Origin of the sequence: Parasphingomonas halimpatiens (assembly GCF_036663795.1) — a bacterium.
Taxonomy (GTDB): domain Bacteria; phylum Pseudomonadota; class Alphaproteobacteria; order Sphingomonadales; family Sphingomonadaceae; genus Sphingomonas.
This window is the reverse complement of record NZ_JAXOJP010000031.1, coordinates 35,751-50,520: the sequence shown is the minus strand read 5'-3', so window position 1 is coordinate 50,520 and position 14,770 is coordinate 35,751. Positions and strand designations below refer to the sequence as shown.

Genomic DNA, 14,770 nt, shown 5'->3' with positions numbered 1-14,770 from the left:
CCGCCTATGTTGCCGGCGGGCGGTATCAGTCCAGGCCATCTGCTTCTCCTATCGTCTCGACAACGACGGTGAATCACAACCTACTGATATCGCTCAACCACTTTCCGCTCGGGCTCTAACATTGACAGAACAAAATAATTATGCGCGTTTCAAGTCCCACTATAAAGCTGGAACATTGATGGATAAGACGTATATCTATTTACCGGCTCGCAATGTGCGGAATACCATCATTGGATATGAGCTTGCCGGCAATATTCGCAAAGCGCGGGCGACATGATATTAGGGTAGTAAAAAAATGACAATCTTGCTGACGGTCTTCGCACTTGCGCTATTCGGGATGGCGGCCACACCCGACCAACCGCAGTGCTCGTACAAGATCGTCCGCACGGTGCGTTCCGATACTGGGATAAGGGCGCAACAAACCATTAGAATATGCGACGCAGGGTCGAATATCGTCACGCTGGATAACCAAATTTATATCCTGAACGGAAAGCGCGGTCATCACAAAAAAATATTAGTTATTCAATTTGAGTCGTCGCGCGGCGAAGCAGTTCCTATGGAATTTCGACATAAAATATTGTATATCCACGTGTACCGCTTTGCTAAACCCAAGTTATTTATAGATAATGTTAATGGTGCAGAAATTAAAATCAAGCGAGATTTCATAGATCGTACTCGCCTTAAATTTATCGATATCTATGGGAAGGCATTGAAATAGTGCCGTCGCGGCAATTCATGCCGTAACGCGCGTCGCTCGGGCATGATATACGCCGATCTGGGTTGGCCGCCGATTGGAATACGGCCATTTTGCTGAGCAAACTGGCGGTCTCCAACGCAAACGAGGTTAGTGTTTTTAAAATGATCTATATTTGATCACTTTTTGAATTTATCTGTCGGAGCGGTTGCGATAGCCTGGTGACTCATTTCTTACCGCGTGGCGGAGGCTTTGTGATGTCACGCTCGATTCTATTGTCGGCTCTATTCGGCCTGGCGGCGATCGCGTCCGGCTGCTCGGGAAGTTCGGCACCGCTGAACGACGACGCAGAGACGCCCAACCTCACCATGGCTGGCCCGGGTGATGCGCCGCCCGCCTCATCGCCTACCGCGGAACCCACTCCCCTGGAGTCGCCACCGGCGCTCGATCCCTGGATGAAGCTGCCGCCGATGGTGCTCGAGGCAGAGGCCACGCATCTTCTTCGCTGTGGTCTGCCGCAAGAATCCCGCAGCAAGTGCAACCTCACCTTTCACGAAGGCGCGTACGCAAGCTCGTCAGCCAAGGAAGATGGGCCGCAACGCTATGCGCTGAAAATATGGGTGACGGTGGCGTCGGAGGTCTATGGAACACCACCAATGGCTCCACTTCCGCGCGCGCCCTTTCGCGTGGTTCATCATTTTCTGCCCGGCTGGCACCAGGCGGATGCGTGGTTGACCTTCGCGTTGCGCAATGCCCGGCGCAAATGTGGGATGCAAACGCGCGTCGGCAACGCGCGGGTCTGGGTCGGCGCCGATTTCGGAATCCAGAACACTTATGTGATCGATCTGGAAATCGGGCCTCATCGCCCATCGGTCGTGCGCGATCATCTCGAATGTATCGCAGGCGAGGAGGAGATGGATGATGTCAACGCACATGCGGACGCCTTGTCTGCGGGGCTGCCATGGAAAGGCGCGCGGTCGGTAGCGAGGAAGTGATCGACGCGCCGATCGCACGGGATGAACAGCCACTATGCGGCTCAGCCACGCATTGCTGGCCAGCGTGATTCAACCGTCCGCCAATCCCCCTTATTCCCTGCACCCATGTGCATGCCATCCCCCCCCGAAGCCAAGACGCTGCCCGAGCGGCAGTCCCTGAAACTCCCTGACGGCGGCGCCACCGCGCCGCGGGTCGACGACGATATCCGCCGACGACGCGCGCTGATGGCGACCGCTTACACCGGTGCGCTCGGCCTCGGCAGTGCGCCGACCACCACCCGGCTGGGAGGGTGAGCGCGATGTCCCAGGGAACGATCAAGCAGCGGTGCGACCGGCGCCTGTCGGCGCTCAAGACGCTGCGCCAGCCCTATGAGGCGGAATGGCGCGAGATCGCGCAATTCGCCCAGCCGTCGCGCTCGCGTTTCCTCAACAGCGAACAAAATCGCAATTTCCGTCGCGCCAACAAGGCGATCTTCAACAGCCACGCGATCCTCAGTTTCCGTACCCTGACCGGCGGCATGACCAGCGGCCTGTCCTCGCCGTCGCGACCCTGGTTCCGGCTCGCGCCCTATGATGCCGAACTGGCGGGTGACAGCGCGGTGCGCACCTGGCTCGCCGAGGTGGAGCGGCGGATGTACGCCTTCCTCGCGGGCACCAATTTCTACGGCGCGGTGAAATCGGGCTATGCCGAAATGGGCATGTTCGGCACCGAGGCGTGCGTGATGGTCGACCATCCCAAGGCCGGCGCGGTGTGCCATGCGCTGACGGCGGGCGAATATTGGATCGCGCTGTCGAACGCGGCGGTCGCCGACACGCTCTATCGCCGCGCGCCGATGACGGTGGTGCAGGCGGTCAGCTCGTTCGGGCTGGAGAATGTCTCGAACTTCGTGCGCACTGCCTATGACAGCGGGCGCTATGACGACCAGGTGCCGGTGCTGCACGCGATCGAGCCCAATGACGATGTCGTGCCCGACGCGTTGACCGCGCGCGGCAAGCCGTGGCGATCGGTCTATTGGGACGAGAATGACGGCGATGCTGGGCGCGTGCTGCGCGTCGAGGGCTATGACGAGCAACCCTTTTGGGCGCCGCGCTGGGACACGATCGGTGGCGACACCTATGGCACCGCGCCGGGTTTCGACGCGCTGCCCGACATGCGCGAGCTGCAGTTGCAGACCAAGCGCAAGACCCAGGCGACGGCGTTTCTGGTCAAGCCCGAGAAGATCGTGCCGGCGACCGTCAAGCTGACCGGCGAGGCGGGCAATGTCGTGACGGCCAGCCAGGTCGATGCGCAGCAGGTGGTGGTGCCGTACCAGATCAACCCCGCCGCGATCGGCGCGATCATGGACGATGTGCAGCGTTGCGCGGAGGCGGTCGACCGGCTGACCTATGCCGACCTGTTCATGGCGATCACCAACATGCAGGGCATCCAGCCGCGCAATATCGAGGAAATCGCCAGCCGCAACGAGGAGAAGCTGACTCAGCTCGGGCCCGTGATCGAGCGGGTGAATGGCGAGAAGCTGCAGGTCGCGATCGACCGCACTTTTGCGATCATGGAACGCAAGCAGATGCTGCCGCCGGCGCCCGAGCATTTGCAGGGCGAGTCGATCAAGGTCGATTTCGTCAGCATCCTGGCGCAGATGCAGCGCATGGTCGGGCTCGGCCAGATCGAGCGCACGGTATCGTTCGTCGGCAGCCTTGCCGCGCAATTCCCCGAAGCGAGCGACCGGCTCGATATCGATGCGGTGATCGACGACTATGCCGACCGCGCCGGGGCGCCGCCGCGCATCATCCGCTCGGTCAAGGACGCGCAGGCGTTGCGCGACAAGCGCGCGCAGGAACAGCAGATGGAGAAGTTGGCCTCGCTGGCCCAGCCGATGCAACGCGGCGCAGATGCCGCGCGGTTGCTGAGCGAGGCGGCGCAGAAGGCGGGGATGGTTGGCGGCGGGATGCCGCCTTCCTGACCGGATAACGTCTTTGCCGACAGCGCAGCTTACCGTCACCCCCGAGTTGCTCCCGGGGGTGACGGTGCGGCGCGATGCGGGTGACGCGATGGCCGCTTCGTGGATGCCGGAACAAGTCCGGTATGACGCGCAAGGTCACAGGCTGATTCAACAAACCGACCGACCCGCTACGCCGGCGCGATGATTGATCGTGCCGATGCCACCATCCTGATCGAGACGCCGGCCTTCCGGCGCTTGCTGTTCGCGGTGATCCGGGCGGGCGGCGTGTTCGATCCCGCCGCCAACCATGCCGATGGGCGGCACCTGTTCTGTGCCGGCCGGCGCAGCCTCGCGCTCGAACTGCTGCGCGCCTTTGAGGCGGTGCAGCCGGCGCAGGTGCCGGGCGGGGTGCCGGTGCTCACGTTGATTCAAACTCTCGGCGAAGCGGCGCAATCGGTGAGCAAGGAGAAAATGAGTGACCGACGATTTGATGCCTATGCCGAACTCGACGACGATGACGGACGCGCCGCCGGGTGATGCCGGTCTGGCCCCTGACAGCGGCGGCGGGTTCCATGACGAGTTCGACGCCATCGCGCCCACGGCGCTGGGCGAGGAGGGCGGGGAGCCCGGCGGGTCGTTCGACGATGACGGCGTTCCCGAAGCCTATGCGCTGACCCCGCCCGAGGGGCTGACGCTGGATGCCGAGGCGGTCGCCGCGGCGACGCCGGTGTTTCGCGAACTCGGCCTGTCGAACGCCGCCGCCAACAAGTTGATGCCGGCCGCCGCGCAGTTCGCGCAGCGCGTGCAGGACCAGGCCAACCGCCAGTTGCTCAGCCATGTCCAGGCCGAGCGCAAGGCGTGGCTCGATGCCGCGCGCGCCGATCCGGAGATCGGCGGGGCGAAGTGGGGCGAGACCATCGCCACCGCCGCTTCGGCGCTCGATCGCCTGGGCTTCGGCAAAGGCTCAGCATTTCGCAACCTGCTCGACGAGAGCGGGCTGGGAAACCATCCCGACATGATCCGCGCCTTCGTCAAGGTCGGCAGGGCGGTATCCGAGGACAATGACTTCGTCCTCGGCGGCGGGATCCCGCGCAATCGGCGCGACACGGCGGAAACGCTTTATCCCCACGACCACGCCAAGGAAGGGCAGTAAATCATGGCCACGATCGGCAACACATTTCTGAATCTCATCGACATGTACAAGTCGGCGGGCGGGCGCGAGGCCCAGCTCGGCGAGGTGGTGGAGGTGCTGCGGCAGCTCAATCCGCTGATGGAAGACGCGGTGACGGCGGAATGCAACATGGGCACGTTCCACCGCCACATGATCCGCACCGGCCTGCCCACCGTCACCTGGGGCATGCTGTACCAGGGCATCCCGCAGTCGAAATCGACGACGCAGCAGGTCGATGACACGACCGGTTTCGTCGAGGGCCTGTCGACCGTCGACACGCGCCTGCTCGATATTTCGCCCAACCCGGCGGCGGTGCGGCTGAACGAGGCGCGCGGTTATCTCGAGGCGATGGCGCAGGAGGTCCAGAAGGGCTTCTTCTACCACGACACGACAACGACGCCGGAGAAGTTCAAGGGCCTGGCGGCGCGCTACAGCAAGATCGGTGGCGGCGGGGCCGGCAACCAGATCGTCAATGCCGGCGGTTCGGGATCGGACAATAGCTCGATCTGGTTCGTCACGCATGGCGATGCCTACACCACCTTGCTGCACCCCAAGGGCACCAAGGCCGGCGTGACGCGCGAGGACAAGGGCGAGCAGCGCACCGCCGACGGCAATGGCGCGGTCTATTACGTCAAGGAGGAGCTGTTCCGGCAGCATGTCGGCGTCGCGGTGCGTGACTGGCGCTTCAACGCGCGCATCGCGAACATCGATGTCAGCGACGTACAGGCGGGGACGGTCGATCTCTACAAGTTCCTGCGCAAGGCCTATTACAAGCTGCAGGCACGCCGCGCGGTGAAGATGAGCGACGTGCCGGCGGTCGGCCGCACGGTCATCTATATGAACCGCGACATGCTCGAGGCGCTCGACGCGCTCGCCACCAACAAGGGCGGCTCGGACAATTTCGTCCGCCTCACGCCGATGGAACTCGAGGGCAAGGAAGTGATGTCGTACCGCGGCATCCCGATCCGCGAGACCGACGCGCTCATCAACGCCGAAGCGGTTGTCAGCTGACATCGCGGCACGGGAGATTTCATCATGATTTTCGACAGCACGACCCTGTTCTCGAACGCCCAGGCGGTCACCGCCACGGCGGCTTCGACCAACATCATCGATCTCGGCGCGACCGGCACCGTCTTTGGCGCCGCCAGCGCGATCACGCGCGACATCGGAAAGGGCGCCGAGGTGCCGATCGGCATCCGCGTGGTCGAGGCGTTCAACAACCTCACCTCGCTGACTGTCACGGTCGAGACGGACGACAATGCCGGCTTTTCCTCGCCGACCACGGTGTGGACGTCGATCGGCTTTCCGCTGGCGGATCTCGCCCCCGGTGCGCGGCATCTGCTGCCCGACGAGGTGCCGGTGGGCGTCAACGAGCGCTATGTCCGCCTGAAATACACCGTCGCCGGCACCGCGCCGACGACGGGCAAGATCACGGCGGGCATCGTCGCCGCGGTGCAGACCAATGGCTGAGCGGGCACCGGCCAAGGCCGCTGGCGCGGTGACCTATGTCTCGACCGCGCCGGCTTATGTCGGTGGCGATTACGTCGAGCCGGGTACGCCGTTTTCGACCGATGCGAAACCGGGCCTGGCTTGGACGGCACTCGCACCGGGTGCATCGAACTCACGCCCCGCCGACATCAACGCGTGACCCACAGCAATGCGCGCCCGGGAGGCGCCCGGGCGCGCATCGCTTCGCATGGAGGCTTGAATGACCTATAATCCCGGCATCCCGATCACCGAAGCCAATGCGCTGCCCGTCGCGTCGCTCGGCACGACCTACAAGGCGGTGGCAGCGTCATCGACCGCCACCGTCCTGGGCGCGACCGGCGCGACCGGCGACCTGCTCAACGGCCTGCTGGTGATCCCCGCAACCACATCGCCGGGCGCGATTGCCGTGCTCGACAATGCGACCGCCATCACCGTGTTCACCGGGGGCGCGAGCAGCGTCTCGAACCTTGTGCCGTTCTTCGTGCCGATCGGCGCGAGGAGCGTATCGGGCGCATGGAAGGTCACGACCGGCGCCAATATCTCCGTTGTGGCGATCGGAAGCTTCAGCTGATGTTGAACATCATGGCGGGCGCCCATCCGGCGATCATGTCGAACGTCGCGGCACAGGGTGTCGCGACGGGCGCGAGCTATGACGCGGCAACACTCGCCTACCTGGCGGCAATGTCGGTGCAGCCCGACGCGACGCGCAAGGGCCTGATCGACGCGCTGATCACGGGCCTCAAGAGCGATGGGGTATGGGCGCTGCTCGATCTGCTGGCGCTGCCGGCCGCGCATGATGCGCAGGCCGGGCTGATCAATACCATCAACCCTGCGTTGGTGCTGACGATAAGCGGTACGATGACCTTTACCACCGATCGCGGCTATGCCGGTGACGGATCGAGCGGATATATCTCGACGGTCACCAACGACAATGGCTGGTCGAAATTCTCGCAGAACAGCATGGCCTTTGGCTGCTGGCTCAACGTCAACGCGACCGTGGCGCTCGTGATGGGCCAGGTGACGGGCGCGACGTTGCGGCTGGTCCCCACCAACGGGACGAGTATGACGGCGCGGATCGGCAACACGACCAGCCTCCTCGGCACCAATGCCGTGGGGACCGGCCTTGCCATGGCGAACCGCGCCGACGGTAACAACACGGCGCTGTATTTCAACGGCGCCTCGCTCGCGACGAGTGCCGCCTCGGCAAGTTCCGCGCTGAGTGGCGAGCCGCTGCTGATGAACCGCACTGCGACGATATATTCAACCGTGCGTGCCGCGGCCGTTATCATTGGCGGGTCGCTCAATGCCACGAATCATGCCGCGCTCTACGCCCGGCTCAACACCTATCTGACCGCGATCGGCGCGGCCTAGGCGCGTGCGTGGGCGATGTCAGTCGTACCGTCGCCCAGCGTTGCCAACACGAAATCGGCACGTGCCGCGATACTGGTCAGTGGCAGCATGACGACATGATAGCCCAGCGCCGGCCAGGCGGCAGACAGGCGATGATATTCCGCCTCCGCGGCGGCGAAATCGTGACGTCGTGCCGCCTCTACGGCGTAGATCTCGCGCCAGGGCGGCGCGAGAAACACGGTGCCGTGATAACGCGGGGTGCCAGTCAGCGTCGCTGCCATCGCGATGCCGGCGCCGTGCTCCAGCGCGACCGCCGCATCGACGAGCCCGCGATCGAAAAAGGTGAAGCCGGGATTCGCCCGGGTGGCGTCGCGGTCTTCCGACGCCAGCGCGAAGGCGCGGCGTGCGAAGGCGTCCGGGTCGATCCACGGCAGCGCGCTGCCGCCCTTCGCCAGTTCCTGCGCGACGATGCGACGTCCCGGTTCCTCGACCGCGCAATGACCGCGTCGCGCGAGCTCGGCGATCAGGCTGCTCTTGCCGCCACCCGAGCAGCCCGAAAGGGCAACGTGACGGTCGAAGGGCATGGACTCAGGCGGCGGCGCGCATTTCGTTCACGCCGGTGGCATGCTCCGCCAATAGCACGACCAGCCGATCGACCTGGCTCGGCGGCAGATCATGCGCCATGCCGTCGATCACTTCGAGCCGCGCGTTGGGGATCCGGCGCGCGGTATCTTCGCCATTGGCGAGCGGGACGAGCGGATCGGCCGCGCCGTGAATGACGAGGGTCGGTACGGCGATCGTCGCGAGCAAAGCGGTGCGCTGGCGATCGGTGATGATGGCCAGCAGTTGCCGACGCGTTCCCAGCGGATCGAAGCTGCGGTCATAGGCGCGCGCCGCCATGGTTTGATAGGCATCCGGCTCGCGCGCCGCATCGGGGTAGGAGATCGCCTCGAGCACCTTCATCGTCGCGGCAATCGCGGCGTCGCGCGACGTATCGGCCGGGCGGCCCATCAGCAACTTGCGCAGTTCCGGCGTCGGGCCGGGCAGGCCGCGCGCGCCGCTCGACGACATGATCGAGGTGAGACTGAGCGTACGATCGGGCCAGCCGGCGGCAACGTGCTGCGCAATCATGCCGCCCATCGAGGCGCCGACGACATGCGCCTGGGCAATCCCCAGCGCATCGAGCAGGCCGACCGCGTCCGCCGCCATGTCGCGCAGCGTGTACGCGGTGCGAAAGGGCAGGCCGAATCGCTGCGCGGCGAGCGCGAACAGCGGATGCGGTGCCCGCGCGCCGTGCAGATGGCTCGACAGACCGATGTCGCGATTGTCGAAGGCGATGACGCGCAACCCGGCGGCGACGAGCCCATCGACGAACGCGTTGGGCCACGCGATCAACTGGGTGCCGAGGCCCATGACGAGCAGCACGACCGGATCGGTCGGCTTGCCGGCTTCCTCATAATAAATGTCGAGGCCATTGGCCCTGATTGTCGGCACTCGGTCGATTCCTCGAAAACAGAGAGGCGTAAACCTCCAAGCTTAATTTTCGTTGCATGTGAGTCAATGCCGTATTGCAGATTCGTGACACTCGATCTGCAATCTGGCGATCCGGCACGGCGTGATTCAACGTCGCGGCGGTCGCGGTTAGTCAACCGCCATGAGCATCAACATCACCACCTGCAACCTGGCGCTGGGCGAACTTCGCGCACCGCCGATCGCCGACATTGCCGAGGACAGCCTCGAGGCGCGCGAGTGCGCGCGCTTCTATCCGCATTGCCTTCGGTTGCTGCTCGAGCGGCATGACTGGTCGTTCACCAACCGGCAGGCCTCGCTCGCCGAGCTGGCGACCGACGAACGCCGCGACGAATGGCCGCACGCCTTTGCCCTGCCGGTCGATTGCGCGACGCCGCTGCGCCTCATCGCGCCGTGTAAGGCCGGGGTGACCGACTTCATCGTCGAGCACCGCACGCTCTACGCGCGCCTGCCCGATGTCGTGCTCGAATATGCCGCGCGCGACATGGACGAGGGCGAGGCCAGCGCGCTGTTCGTCGATGCGCTGGTTTATGCGCTCGCCGCGCGGCTGGCGGTGCCGATCCGCGACAGTCGCGAGATCAAGGGGCAGTTGCTGCAACAGGCCGAGATCGCCTTTCAGCGTGCAGTCGCCGCCGATCGCAACCGCCAGCCCGAACGTGACGGGCCGAACGACGAAGCCGTGACGCGCGCGCGGTTGGGCGCGGCGCTGACCGGGCAGGTGCGCTGATGTTGCGCACCGGCCAGCCCAATTTCAGCAAGGGCGTCATTGCGGAAGAACTCGTCGCGCGTATCGACGTCGCTTCCTATGCGAGCGGCCTGAAGCGCGCCGACAATGTCATCGTGCTCAAATATGGCGGCGTGACCAAGCGGCCGGGAACGCGGCTGGTGGCCGAGGTTCATGACGATCGCGGTGCCAGAAGCGTGCGATTGATGCCGTTCCAGTTCTCGATCGAGCAGACCTATGCGCTGGAAATGGGCCAGGGTTATATGCGCCCGGCGGCCAGCGGTGGGATGGTCACCGAGGAAAAGCTCAGCATCACCGATGTGACGCTGGGCGCGACCACCACGATCGCGGCGGCCTACCATGCCTATGCGGTGGGGGATCAGGTCTTCTTCGAGGGGGTGGAAGGAACGATCGAGCTCAACGGCAAGATCGGGCGCGTGCTGTCGTCGGCCGGCGATCACTTCGTCGTCGACATCGATTCGCGCGGCTTCTCACCATTCACCGGCGACACAGGCGGCATCACGCGTAGCGGGCCACCGCCGTCGCCACCGACCGCGCCGCCGGTCCCGCCGCCCCCACCGCCTCCGCCACCGCCCGATACCGGGGGCAGCGGTGGCGGTGTCGGGGACGATGGTCGCTACAATCCGCGCTATGACGACGGGAGCTATATGTGAGCGTCGCCCGTCTTTACAGCGTCGGCTCGCCGTTCAACGGCGCCGAGCTGGCCGAGGTCGATTATGAGCAATCGGCGAACGTCATGTATCTGGCGCATCTCAACCATGCGCCGACCAAGCTGACGCGCGCCGACCACACCGACTGGACCTTTGCCAGCGTGACGTTCGGCCCGACGTTGGCGGCGCCGACCGGGCTGAGTGGATCGATCGCCACGCCGCAGAACATCGACGAAGGAAACCACCACGACGGCTTTTTCGCGCAACCCGCTTCCTATGTCGTGACCGCGGTCGATGATGTCAGCGGGCAGGAAAGTCGTGCTTCGTCGTCCTGCACGCTTTCAAACGACCTTACCCTGAAACGCAACGCCAACATTATGACCTGGCCGGCCGTCACCGGGGCTACGCGCTACCGCGTCTACAAGGCCGATAACACGCAGGAATATGGCTATATCGGTAACACGGCCGCGCTGAGTTTTACCGATGACAATATCGGCCCGGACTATGCCGATGGGCCGCCGGTCGGCGACAATCCGTTCGACGACTTCCCGGCGGTGGTAACGGGCAGCATCGCGGGCACCGTGCTGACGGTAACGGCGGTGACGAGCGGCGTGTTGGCCGTGGCCAAGACCCTCACCGGGGCGGGGGTTAGCGATGGCACGACCATCGTCGCGCAGTTGACTGGCACGGCCGGCAGCACAGGCACCTATACCGTTACCCCGTCACAGACCGTCGTCAGCACGACGATCGGCGCGAGGGATCTGCGCAACTATCCCTCCACTGTCACCTTCTTCGAACAACGCCTGTTGTGGGGCCGCACCATCAACCATCCCAATGCGATATGGGGATCACGCTCGGGCATGTTCGAGAATATGGACGTGTCGCGGCCGATCAAGGCGTCGGACGCGCTGACCTTCGCGCTGGTCGCGGGGCGGGTCAATGCGGTCAACCAGCTCGTCTCGGTCAACAATCTGCTGGCGCTGACCTCGGACAATATCTTCAAGGTCGAGGGCGGGCAGAACGGCTAAATCTCCGCCACCGATTTCGTCGTCAGGCGGCAGAACGGGCGCGGTGCCTCGCGCCTTTCGCCGCTGGTGGTGGACAGCGTGTGCTTCTACCAGACCGGCATCGGCAATGGCGTGCGTACGCTGGGCTATCAGTTCCAGACCGACAGCATCGACAGCAACGACGTGACGATCTTTTCGCCGCATTTGTTTCGCGGCTTCAACATCGTCTCATGGGCCTATGCGCAGGAGCCGCGCTCGCTGATTTGGGCGGTGCGCAGCGACGGCAAACTGCTGTGCTTCACCTGGGAACAGGAACAGCAGGTATGGGGCTGGACGATCTGCGAGACGGACGGCGCGGTGGAGAGCGTGTGCGTCATCTCCGAAGGGAGCGAGGACCGGCTCTATCTGACGGTGCGGCGCGGCGAAAAGCTGCTGATCGAGCGCATGGCATCGGCGCGCTGGGCGGCGGTAGAGGATAGCTGCTTCCTCGACAGCGCCGTGACCTATGCGTTCGACACGCCGGCCATCGTGCTGCGCAACCTCGACCATCTCGAAGGCAAGGCCGTTTCCGCGCTGGCGGATGGCAATGTCGTGTCGGGGCTGGTGGTGAGTGGCGGGATCGTGACGCTGCCCTATGCCGTCTCCAGGGCGACGTGCGGCCTGCCGTACAGCGCGACGATCGAGACATTGCCGCTGGCGGTGCAGGGGCAGGCGGGCTGGACGGTGGCCAAGCCCCAGACCCAGGCGAAAGCGGTGCTAAGGCTGATCGACAGTCGCGGCGTGAAGGCCGGGCCGGACGCGGCGAACCTCGAGCCGCTGCGCGCGCGCGTCGGCGCGGCGCCGGGCGAACCGAACGCGCTCAAGACCGGGCTGTTCGAGACATGGTTGCGGCCGAAGATCAACGACGGCGCGCGTGTGGTGGTGCGCTCCGATGATCCGCTGCCGATGACGGTCACCGGGGTGTATCTTGACCCGTCGATCGCGGGTTGAGCTGCGGCCGGCGAGCCCTGCGCATATCGGCACGATCGCGCGGCGGATGCGGGATTGGGATGTCGCGGAATGCGTGGCCTGTGGTCACACGCCCAAACAGGCGCTGCGCGGCGCGCTCTCTGCCTCGACGATCGCCTTCACCGCCTTCGCTGACGGACGCGCCGAGGCGATGTTCGGGCTGGTCGTGACCAATGCGCTGTGCGGCACCGGCAGCCCGTGGATGCTGGGGACGGAGGCGATCTACCGGCATCCGCGCGCGATGATCAGCTTGGGGCCGGGCTGGCTGCGGACGATGGCGGCGATGGCGCCGTGCCTTTCGGGCCAGGTCGCCGCCGCCAATGTTCGCGCGATCCGCCTGTTGCGGGCCTGGGGCTTTGCGCTGGGCGATGTCCCATCGGTGCGGGGCGGCGTCTTGTTCATATCATTTGAAAAGGAATCTGCAGATGTGTGATCCAGTCACCCTGACCATCGCCGCTACGGTGGTATCGACCGCAAGTTCGGTGATGAGCGGTATCGGCAAGTCGCAACAGGCCAATTACCAGGCGCAGGTCAACGACCAGAATGCGAAGCTCGCCAATGAGCAGGCGAAGGATTCGATCGAGAACACCAATATCGAGGCGCAGCGCCGCTACCGACAGCTCGCCCAGACGCAGGGGCAGCAACAGGCGGCGATGGCGGCGAACGGCATCGACGTGAATTTCGGCTCGCCGGTCAACGTGCAAAAGGACACCGCGATGATCGGCGCGGAGGATGTCGGCCAGATCTACAAGGGCGGCTTTCAGCAGACGCGCGGGCACGACATCAGCGCCTGGAACTATGGCAGCCAGGCCGCGGCCGATCGCGCCCAGGCCAAGGGGGCGATGCTGGAGGGCATCATGGGCGGCTTGTCGAGCGCGCTCGGCGGCGCGAAGCAGCTGAGCGATCGCGGGGTGTTCGGCAAGAAGACCAGCGTCGTTTCCGACCCCAAAAGTAGTTCGAAAGCGTATCTGACCCAAGGGCGATAGCCTGATAGGGATTTCATCCGATATGGTAGTTTATCATTCGCCGTCCGATGTGTTAGCCGGCGGCGATGAGATATGCTCTGGCGGGGCTGGCGGACAGCCGGCGCAACAATCTGCGTGTCGTGCGGCTGGTCGCGGCGACGGCGGTGATCTTCGCGCACAGCTATGGCCTCAATTTCGGACTTGCCGCCGAGCGGCATGAGCCGCTCGCGGCGCTGACGGGCATCGACAGCGGATCGCTGGCGGTCGATATTTTCTTTGTCGCGAGCGGCTTTCTGGTCGGACGCAGCCTGCTGCGCGGGCGCGACCCGATCGACTTTCTCCTGTCGCGCGCGCTGCGCATTTATCCCGGCCTGGCCTGCGCGGTGCTGGCGATGGCGCTGGTGCTCGGGCCAGCGGTGACGACGTTGAGCCTGCGGGATTATTTCCACGATCAGTGGCTGTATCGGTTCCTCGGTTTCGACCTGACGATGTTCATCCCGATGCGCTTCGTTCCCGGCCTGCCCGGCAGTTTTCCGGGTCTGCCCTATCCCGGCGTCGTCAACGGCTCGCTGTGGACGTTGTCGTGGGAATTGTGGATGTACGCCATTCTCCTCGCGCTGTTCATGGTGCGCGCGCTCGGCCGTGCCTATCCGGCGGTGCTCGTCGCGCTGGGGCTCGCCTATGGTGCGATGGCGCTGGGGCTGTGGCACCCCGGAGCGAACACGGCGATCGCGGTGCGCTTTCTTGCGATTTTCCATGCCGGCGTTGCGGCGTGGCGCTATCGCGGCCGGATCACCCTGTCATGGCCCTTGCTGGCGGTGCTGACGCTGGCGATGCTCGTCGTCAATGTCGCCACCCAATCGGCGCTGCTGCTGCCGGTCTGGCTGGCCTATGCGGTGTTGTTCGTCAGCTATTACCCCCCGCTGGTGATCGAGCGCTGGTGCGACGGACCGGACTATTCCTACGGCATCTACATCTATGCCTATGCCGTGCAGCAGACCCTGATCTGGCGATTCGGCCCGATGCCCGTTTTGCCGCATTTCCTGCTCGCCTGGGGCCTGACGATGCCCTTCGCTATAGTGTCGTGGCACCTGATCGAGAAGCCCGCGCTGGGGCTGAAAGAACGGCTGCGGCGCCGGCGGCAGGTGCCGCCGGCGGTCGTCGAAGCGACCGTCTGACCGCGGGGATTGGCCGGCTTTTTCGCCGGCTTTTCCAGACGTTGTAAAA

21 protein-coding genes are annotated in these 14,770 nt (G+C 64.6%); 19 read left to right on the top strand and 2 right to left on the bottom strand.

What is annotated here, in order from left to right; translation table 11 throughout:
• The 12 genes from U1839_RS21790 to U1839_RS21735 all read left to right on the top strand — a co-directional run.
• Positions 1-277: hypothetical protein (locus U1839_RS21790; RefSeq protein WP_332805678.1), on the top strand; the 277-nt coding region annotated here is incomplete at its 5' end.
• An 18-nt stretch (positions 278-295) separates the two neighbouring features.
• Entirely contained in the window at positions 296-718 is a 423-nt protein-coding gene (locus U1839_RS21785) for a hypothetical protein (protein ID WP_332805677.1), read from the top strand.
• Between the two features lie 233 nt (positions 719-951).
• Positions 952-1,689: a hypothetical protein gene (locus U1839_RS21780; RefSeq protein WP_332805676.1), complete on the top strand. Its 738-nt coding sequence runs from the start codon at positions 952-954 to the stop codon at positions 1,687-1,689.
• A gap of 111 nt (positions 1,690-1,800) precedes the next feature.
• On the top strand, positions 1,801-1,983 hold the full coding sequence (locus U1839_RS21775; RefSeq protein WP_281128471.1) for a hypothetical protein: 183 nt from the start codon (positions 1,801-1,803) through the stop codon (positions 1,981-1,983).
• 5 nt (positions 1,984-1,988) lie between these two features.
• Positions 1,989-3,650 (top strand): portal protein, encoded by a 1,662-nt coding sequence (locus U1839_RS21770; RefSeq protein ID WP_332805675.1) that lies wholly within the window; start codon positions 1,989-1,991, stop codon positions 3,648-3,650.
• 180 nt (positions 3,651-3,830) lie between these two features.
• Positions 3,831-4,166: a hypothetical protein gene (locus U1839_RS21765; RefSeq protein ID WP_332805674.1), complete on the top strand. Its 336-nt coding sequence runs from the start codon at positions 3,831-3,833 to the stop codon at positions 4,164-4,166.
• Positions 4,105-4,782 carry a hypothetical protein gene (locus U1839_RS21760; protein ID WP_332805673.1) on the top strand — a complete coding sequence of 226 codons (678 nt, stop codon included), beginning with the start codon at positions 4,105-4,107 and terminating at the stop codon, positions 4,780-4,782. The genes U1839_RS21765 and U1839_RS21760 overlap by 62 nt, the downstream gene beginning before the upstream one ends.
• A 3-nt stretch (positions 4,783-4,785) precedes the next feature.
• Positions 4,786-5,811, top strand: coding sequence for a major capsid protein (locus tag U1839_RS21755; protein ID WP_332805672.1), 1,026 nt, complete (start codon positions 4,786-4,788; stop codon positions 5,809-5,811).
• 24 nt (positions 5,812-5,835) lie between these two features.
• On the top strand, positions 5,836-6,270 hold the full coding sequence (locus U1839_RS21750; protein ID WP_332805671.1) for a Bbp16 family capsid cement protein: 435 nt from the start codon (positions 5,836-5,838) through the stop codon (positions 6,268-6,270).
• Positions 6,263-6,448, top strand: coding sequence for a hypothetical protein (locus tag U1839_RS21745; RefSeq protein ID WP_332805670.1), 186 nt, complete (start codon positions 6,263-6,265; stop codon positions 6,446-6,448). Before U1839_RS21750 ends, U1839_RS21745 begins: the two co-directional genes overlap by 8 nt.
• 60 nt (positions 6,449-6,508) lie before the next feature.
• A complete protein-coding gene (locus tag U1839_RS21740; protein WP_332805669.1) occupies positions 6,509-6,859 on the top strand; it encodes a hypothetical protein in 351 nt (116 codons plus the stop codon).
• Entirely contained in the window at positions 6,859-7,659 is an 801-nt protein-coding gene (locus tag U1839_RS21735; RefSeq protein ID WP_332805668.1) for a hypothetical protein, read from the top strand. Before U1839_RS21740 ends, U1839_RS21735 begins: the two co-directional genes overlap by 1 nt.
• Here the strand turns inward: U1839_RS21735 and U1839_RS21730 are convergent.
• The gene (locus U1839_RS21730; RefSeq protein ID WP_332805667.1) at positions 7,656-8,222 is read right to left on the bottom strand and encodes an AAA family ATPase; all 567 of its coding nucleotides are present in this window, start codon (positions 8,220-8,222) and stop codon (positions 7,656-7,658) included. The genes U1839_RS21735 and U1839_RS21730 overlap by 4 nt on opposite strands.
• A gap of 4 nt (positions 8,223-8,226) precedes the next feature.
• A complete protein-coding gene (locus tag U1839_RS21725; RefSeq protein WP_332805666.1) occupies positions 8,227-9,132 on the bottom strand; it encodes an alpha/beta fold hydrolase in 906 nt (301 codons plus the stop codon).
• Positions 9,133-9,292: 160 nt separating this feature from the next.
• Between U1839_RS21725 and U1839_RS21720 the strand changes: the two genes are divergently transcribed.
• The 7 genes from U1839_RS21720 (at position 9,293) to U1839_RS21690 (ending at position 14,721) form a co-directional block, all read left to right on the top strand.
• Positions 9,293-9,895, top strand: a complete 603-nt coding sequence (locus tag U1839_RS21720; RefSeq protein ID WP_332805665.1) for a phage connector family protein — start codon at positions 9,293-9,295, stop codon at positions 9,893-9,895.
• Positions 9,895-10,566 (top strand): ubiquitin-activating E1 family protein, encoded by a 672-nt coding sequence (locus U1839_RS21715; protein WP_332805664.1) that lies wholly within the window; start codon positions 9,895-9,897, stop codon positions 10,564-10,566. Before U1839_RS21720 ends, U1839_RS21715 begins: the two co-directional genes overlap by 1 nt.
• On the top strand, positions 10,563-11,591 hold the full coding sequence (locus tag U1839_RS21710; RefSeq protein WP_332805663.1) for a phage tail protein: 1,029 nt from the start codon (positions 10,563-10,565) through the stop codon (positions 11,589-11,591). Before U1839_RS21715 ends, U1839_RS21710 begins: the two co-directional genes overlap by 4 nt.
• 66 nt (positions 11,592-11,657) lie before the next feature.
• Positions 11,658-12,560 (top strand): phage tail protein, encoded by a 903-nt coding sequence (locus U1839_RS21705; RefSeq protein WP_332805662.1) that lies wholly within the window; start codon positions 11,658-11,660, stop codon positions 12,558-12,560.
• Positions 12,538-13,011, top strand: a complete 474-nt coding sequence (locus tag U1839_RS21700; RefSeq protein ID WP_332805661.1) for a hypothetical protein — start codon at positions 12,538-12,540, stop codon at positions 13,009-13,011. The genes U1839_RS21705 and U1839_RS21700 overlap by 23 nt, the downstream gene beginning before the upstream one ends.
• Positions 13,004-13,564 carry a virion core protein, T7 gp14 family gene (locus U1839_RS21695; RefSeq protein ID WP_332805660.1) on the top strand — a complete coding sequence of 187 codons (561 nt, stop codon included), beginning with the start codon at positions 13,004-13,006 and terminating at the stop codon, positions 13,562-13,564. The genes U1839_RS21700 and U1839_RS21695 overlap by 8 nt, the downstream gene beginning before the upstream one ends.
• 65 nt (positions 13,565-13,629) lie before the next feature.
• Positions 13,630-14,721 (top strand): acyltransferase family protein, encoded by a 1,092-nt coding sequence (locus U1839_RS21690; protein WP_332805659.1) that lies wholly within the window; start codon positions 13,630-13,632, stop codon positions 14,719-14,721.
• Positions 14,722-14,770: the final 49 nt, after the last annotated feature.

Coding starts and splice junctions, on each gene's coding strand:
- U1839_RS21785 (WP_332805677.1), top strand. CDS start 296: ATGACAATCTTGCTGACGGTCTTCGCACTTGCGCTATTCGGGATGGCG.
- U1839_RS21780 (WP_332805676.1), top strand. CDS start 952: ATGTCACGCTCGATTCTATTGTCGGCTCTATTCGGCCTGGCGGCGATC.
- U1839_RS21775 (WP_281128471.1), top strand. CDS start 1,801: ATGCCATCCCCCCCCGAAGCCAAGACGCTGCCCGAGCGGCAGTCCCTG.
- U1839_RS21770 (WP_332805675.1), top strand. CDS start 1,989: ATGTCCCAGGGAACGATCAAGCAGCGGTGCGACCGGCGCCTGTCGGCG.
- U1839_RS21765 (WP_332805674.1), top strand. CDS start 3,831: ATGATTGATCGTGCCGATGCCACCATCCTGATCGAGACGCCGGCCTTC.
- U1839_RS21755 (WP_332805672.1), top strand. CDS start 4,786: ATGGCCACGATCGGCAACACATTTCTGAATCTCATCGACATGTACAAG.
- U1839_RS21750 (WP_332805671.1), top strand. CDS start 5,836: ATGATTTTCGACAGCACGACCCTGTTCTCGAACGCCCAGGCGGTCACC.
- U1839_RS21745 (WP_332805670.1), top strand. CDS start 6,263: ATGGCTGAGCGGGCACCGGCCAAGGCCGCTGGCGCGGTGACCTATGTC.
- U1839_RS21740 (WP_332805669.1), top strand. CDS start 6,509: ATGACCTATAATCCCGGCATCCCGATCACCGAAGCCAATGCGCTGCCC.
- U1839_RS21735 (WP_332805668.1), top strand. CDS start 6,859: ATGTTGAACATCATGGCGGGCGCCCATCCGGCGATCATGTCGAACGTC.
- U1839_RS21730 (WP_332805667.1), bottom strand. CDS start 8,222: ATGCCCTTCGACCGTCACGTTGCCCTTTCGGGCTGCTCGGGTGGCGGC.
- U1839_RS21720 (WP_332805665.1), top strand. CDS start 9,293: ATGAGCATCAACATCACCACCTGCAACCTGGCGCTGGGCGAACTTCGC.
- U1839_RS21715 (WP_332805664.1), top strand. CDS start 9,895: ATGTTGCGCACCGGCCAGCCCAATTTCAGCAAGGGCGTCATTGCGGAA.
- U1839_RS21695 (WP_332805660.1), top strand. CDS start 13,004: ATGTGTGATCCAGTCACCCTGACCATCGCCGCTACGGTGGTATCGACC.
- U1839_RS21690 (WP_332805659.1), top strand. CDS start 13,630: ATGAGATATGCTCTGGCGGGGCTGGCGGACAGCCGGCGCAACAATCTG.